Source organism: Hydrogenophaga sp. (assembly GCF_035481345.1).
Lineage (GTDB): Bacteria > Pseudomonadota > Gammaproteobacteria > Burkholderiales > Burkholderiaceae_C > Hydrogenophaga.
Genome location: NZ_DATIGV010000168.1, coordinates 1 through 3,737, shown reverse-complemented (window position 1 = coordinate 3,737; position 3,737 = coordinate 1). Strand labels below are relative to the sequence as shown.

Below are 3,737 nucleotides of genomic sequence, written 5' to 3'. Positions count from 1 at the left end.
CCCTGCGCGTCGCGCACGGCGGCCGATGACAGCAGCGCGTAGAAGCGCGTGCCGTCGCGCCGCTGCATTTCGTACTCGACGCCCTCCAGCGCGTCGTCCTGCAGCATGCGGCTGGTGCGCGATTCCAGCAGCGCCACCTGGTGCGCGGGGATCACGTCGCGGAAGTTGAGCTTGCCGACGACCTCGTCGCGTGTGTAGCCCAGCCATTCCAGTTCGGTGTCGTTGATCGAGACGAACACGCCGTCGATGTCGAGCGAGTGGTAGCCGCAGGGCGCGCGGTTGTAGAGCGCATTGGCCTGTTCGAGCGCGCGCGCGAGCCGCTGGTTGGCCTGCGAGACGCGGTCCTCCGAGGCCTTGCGGTCGGTGATGTCGATCATCTGGATGATCAGGCCCTGCACCTCGCCGTCGACCTGGAAGGGGATGTATTCGATGCTGGCGTAGTACGGATCGCCACCGGGGAAGCGGCGTTCCCCTTCGAAGCGCTGCGGCTCGCCCGCCAGCGCGGCGTCCAGCCGGTCGCGCACGGACTCGTACACCTGCCGGTCGGCGATGTCGCTCAGATGGCGGCCGACCACGCCCCCGCTCTGGCGGCCATCGCACCAGCGGGAATAGCTGGCGTTGGCGAAGCGGCAGATCAGATCGCGGTCGAAAAAGGCGATCTGCACCGGCGCGTGGTCGCTGATCGTCTGCATGAACCGGGCTTGTGCGGCCAGTGCCTGCTGCGCCGCCTTCGAGGCCGTGATGTCGATCAGCGTGTTGTTGGTGCGCAGGAAGCGCCCCTTGCTGTCGCGCACGGCCGTGCTGCTGACGAGCGCAGGGAAGCTGCTGCCGTCGCGGCGGCGCACCACGGTCTCGATCGGATCGAGTTTCTCGCCGGCCACCAGGCGGGCCAGGCGGTCCAGGACGGGCCCCTGGTCGCCGGGCTGCAGCATGTCGCGCACGTTGAGCTTGCCGATGACCTCGTGGCGCTCGTACCCGAGCCAGTCGAGCTCGGTGCGGTTGATGAGCACCAGCGTGCCATTGGCGTCGAACGAGTGGTAGCCGCAGGGTGCCTGGTTGTAGAGCGATTGCGCCTCGGCCAAGGCCATGCTCACGCGCTCCTTGGCATCGGCCAGTTCCTCGGTGCGCTCCTTCACGCGCTTTTCGAGTTCGGCATTGAAGCGGCGGATCTCGTCCTGCTGCTGGTGCAGCTCGGTGATGTCGCGCGAGACGGCCAGCAACATGACCGGTTGGCCTTGCGCGTCGCAGATCGGCGTGAGCGCGGTGTCCCACCACTTGGGTGTGCCCTTGAAGGTGTTGCCGAAGGCCACGAAGCGCGAGCCCTTGCCCTGGCGCGCGGCGGCCACGGCGTCGCGCGCGAGCGTGCCGCCTTCCTCGGGCCACCAGGTGGTCCAGTCGCTCAGGCGCACCTCTTCGAAGTCGTCCACCTCGACGAGGCGGCAGCCCTGTTCGGTCATCTGCACCACGCGGCCCTCCAGGTCGAGCACCTTGGTGCAGTCGGGGCTGCTGGCGATGATCTGGCGATTGAGTTCGTCCTTGATGCGCGCCTCGGCCTCGAGCACGCGCAGCGTGGTGATGTCCTGAACGAAACCGAGCTGGCTGACGACGCGGCCACTGGCGTCGCGCAGGGGGGCGTTGCGCACCAGCACGTGCACGGTCTCGTTGCCCGGCTTGACGATGCGGAACTCGACGTTGAGGCTTTCGCCGCGCGAGATGCCGCGCACCCAGCTGGCCTGTACGCGCTCCAGGTCGTCGGGGTGCACGCGGCCGAGCCAGCCGAAGTTGGGGAAATCCTCGCTGCGCAGGCCGAAGATCTGTTGGAGCTGGCTGTCGATGTGCGTGAGCAGCCCGCCTTCGTCGGTGCGGAAGACGCCGATGGGGAACACGCTGGCGAGCGCGCCGAAGAGGGCTTCGTATTCGAGCTTGGCCAGGGCCGGGCGGCCTTCACGTTTGGCGTCCAGTGCCGACGCCAGTTGCAGCGGGAGGTCGGCGTGGAACTGCTTCTGGCTGGCGTCGGTGCTGGGGCTCAGGCCGCTGAGTTGCTGCGCGTAGCGCTGGCGCAGGTACTCGTTTTCGGCGCGCAGCGTGCGCAGCTCCAGCGCCATGGCCCGCTCGCGTTCGCTGACGCCGGCCTCGCCGTCGCGGCGGGCCAGGGGCGCATCGGTGGGCGAAAGGCGGGCGCTCATTGCGGCAATGTACCCCAGCCCTGGGGCCCATCTGCGCCGAATTGCACCCTAAAAGCGGGGGAGATCCGGGTGTCGCAGCTGCCCGCCGCGCACCAGCATGCGGCCGTATTCCGCACAACGTTGCAGGGTGGGGATCACTTTGCCCGGATTCAGTAAGCCTTTGGCATCAAAGGCGCGCTTGACGCCGAACATCTGCTCGTTCTCTTCTGTGCTGAATTGAACACACATGCTGTTGAGTTTTTCGACGCCGACCCCGTGCTCGCCGGTCACGGTGCCGCCCATGGCGACGCTGGTCTCCAGGATGTCGGCGCCGAAGCGCTCGCAGCGCTGGAGCTGGTCGGGGTCGTTGGCGTCGAACAGGATCAGCGGGTGCAGGTTGCCGTCGCCCGCGTGAAACACGTTGGCGCAACGCAGGCCGTAGGTGGTCTCCATGGCCTGGATGGCGAGCAGGATGTCGGCCAGGCGCTTGCGCGGGATGGTCGAGTCCATGCACATGTAGTCGGGGCTGATGCGCCCGCTGGCGGGGAAGGCGTTCTTGCGCCCGCTCCAGAAACGCAGGCGCTCGGCCTCGTCGCGGCTGACGGCGATGGCGGTGGCGCCGCAGCCGCGCAGCACGGCGCTCATGCGCTCGATTTCTTCAGCCACCTCTTCTGGCGTGCCGTCGCTCTCGCACAACAGGATGGCTTCGGCGGACAGGTCATAGCCCGCCCGCACGAAGTCCTCGACGGCGGCGGTCATGGGTTTGTCCATCATCTCCAGGCCGGCCGGGATGATGCCGGCGGCGACCACCGCCGCCACGGCGTCGCCGGCCTTTCGCACGTCGTCGAAGCTGGCCATGATGCAGCGCGCCAGTTGAGGCTTGGGCACCAGTTTCACCACCACCTCGACGGTGACGGCCAGCATGCCCTCGCTGCCTACCACCAGGGGAAGCAGGTCCAGCCCGGGGGTGTCGAGCGATTCGCCGCCGAAGGTGATGGGGTCGCCCTCGATGGTGAAGCCGCGCACCTGCAGCACGTTGTGGATCGTCAGACCGTACTTGAGGCAGTGCACGCCGCCCGAGTTCTCCGCCACGTTGCCGCCGATGGTGCAGGCGATCTGGCTGCTCGGGTCGGGCGCGTAGTACAGGCCGTGCGGCGCGGCCGCTTCGCTGATGGCGAGGTTGCGCACGCCGGCCTGAACGGTGGCGGTGCGCGAGCGCGGGTCGATGCGCAGGATGCGGTTGAACCTGGCCAGCGACAGCACCACGCCCCGGGCGTGCGGCATGGCGCCGCCCGACAGACCGGTGCCGGCACCGCGCGCCACCACCGGCACGTCCAGCGCGTGGCAGGCCTTGAGCACGGCCGACACCTGGGCCTCGGTCTCGGGCAGGGCCACCACCATCGGGCGTTCGCGGTAGGCGGTGAGGCCATCGCATTCGTAGGGAATGGTGTCCTCGGGCTGCCAGAGCAGGGCGTGCGCGGGCAGCAGCGGGCGCAGAGCCTGCACCACGGCGGCCTGGCGCTCGGCGCGCGCCAGGCGCTCGGCCTGGTCGGGATGGGTGGGGGCGTTCAT

The 3,737-nt window shown here is 68.7% G+C and carries 2 protein-coding genes; both read right to left on the bottom strand.

The features are described from left to right. A partial coding sequence (locus VLG41_RS17275; RefSeq protein WP_325350627.1) for a PAS domain-containing protein occupies nucleotides 1-2,186 on the bottom strand: 2,186 nt, incomplete at its 3' end. Nucleotides 2,187-2,234: 48 nt separating this feature from the next. Continuing rightward, on the bottom strand, nucleotides 2,235-3,737 hold the full coding sequence (locus tag VLG41_RS17270) for an FAD-linked oxidase C-terminal domain-containing protein (RefSeq protein WP_325350626.1): 1,503 nt from the start codon (nucleotides 3,735-3,737) through the stop codon (nucleotides 2,235-2,237).

Coding starts and splice junctions, on each gene's coding strand:
- VLG41_RS17270 (WP_325350626.1), bottom strand. CDS start 3,737: ATGAACGCCCCCACCCATCCCGACCAGGCCGAGCGCCTGGCGCGCGCC.